Raw genomic sequence first — 408 nt, forward strand, 5'->3', positions numbered from 1 at the left:
ACTTGGCGTCGCTGTGTTCTTCGTTGGCGGCGGAGGCGAGGACGACGTCGCGCCCGGCGCTCATGGCGATGTCGCGCGCGGCGTCGATGCGGCTGGCGACGGCGCTGAGGTCGCGGCCGGCGTTCAGTTCCAGGTTGCCACCCACCTGCACGTCGCTGCCGTGCTGGGTGACGCTGGTGACGTTGCCGGTGACGCGGCGGCTCTGGAAATCGAAGCTGTCGACTTCCTGCGCGGCTTCCAGGCGCAGGTCGCGCCCGGCGGTGAGGCTGGCATTGCCGCCAGCCTGGAGGACGCTGCCGGCACTGATCAGGTCGCGCCCGGCGGTGATCTCCAGGTCGCCGCGGGCTTCGATGCGGGCGGCGTTGTTGGCGATTTCCTTGTGGATGCGGTGGGCGTCGTTGCTGGCGT

General features: G+C 70.3%; 1 protein-coding gene. It reads right to left on the bottom strand.

Features of this window, described 5'->3' with window-relative positions:
• On the bottom strand, nucleotides 1-408 hold a 408-nt coding region (locus tag L6D89_RS32455; protein ID WP_236202353.1), incomplete at both ends, for a hemagglutinin repeat-containing protein.

The organism is Pseudomonas pseudonitroreducens (genome assembly GCF_021603645.1).
GTDB classification, from domain to species: Bacteria; Pseudomonadota; Gammaproteobacteria; order Pseudomonadales; family Pseudomonadaceae; genus Pseudomonas; species Pseudomonas pseudonitroreducens.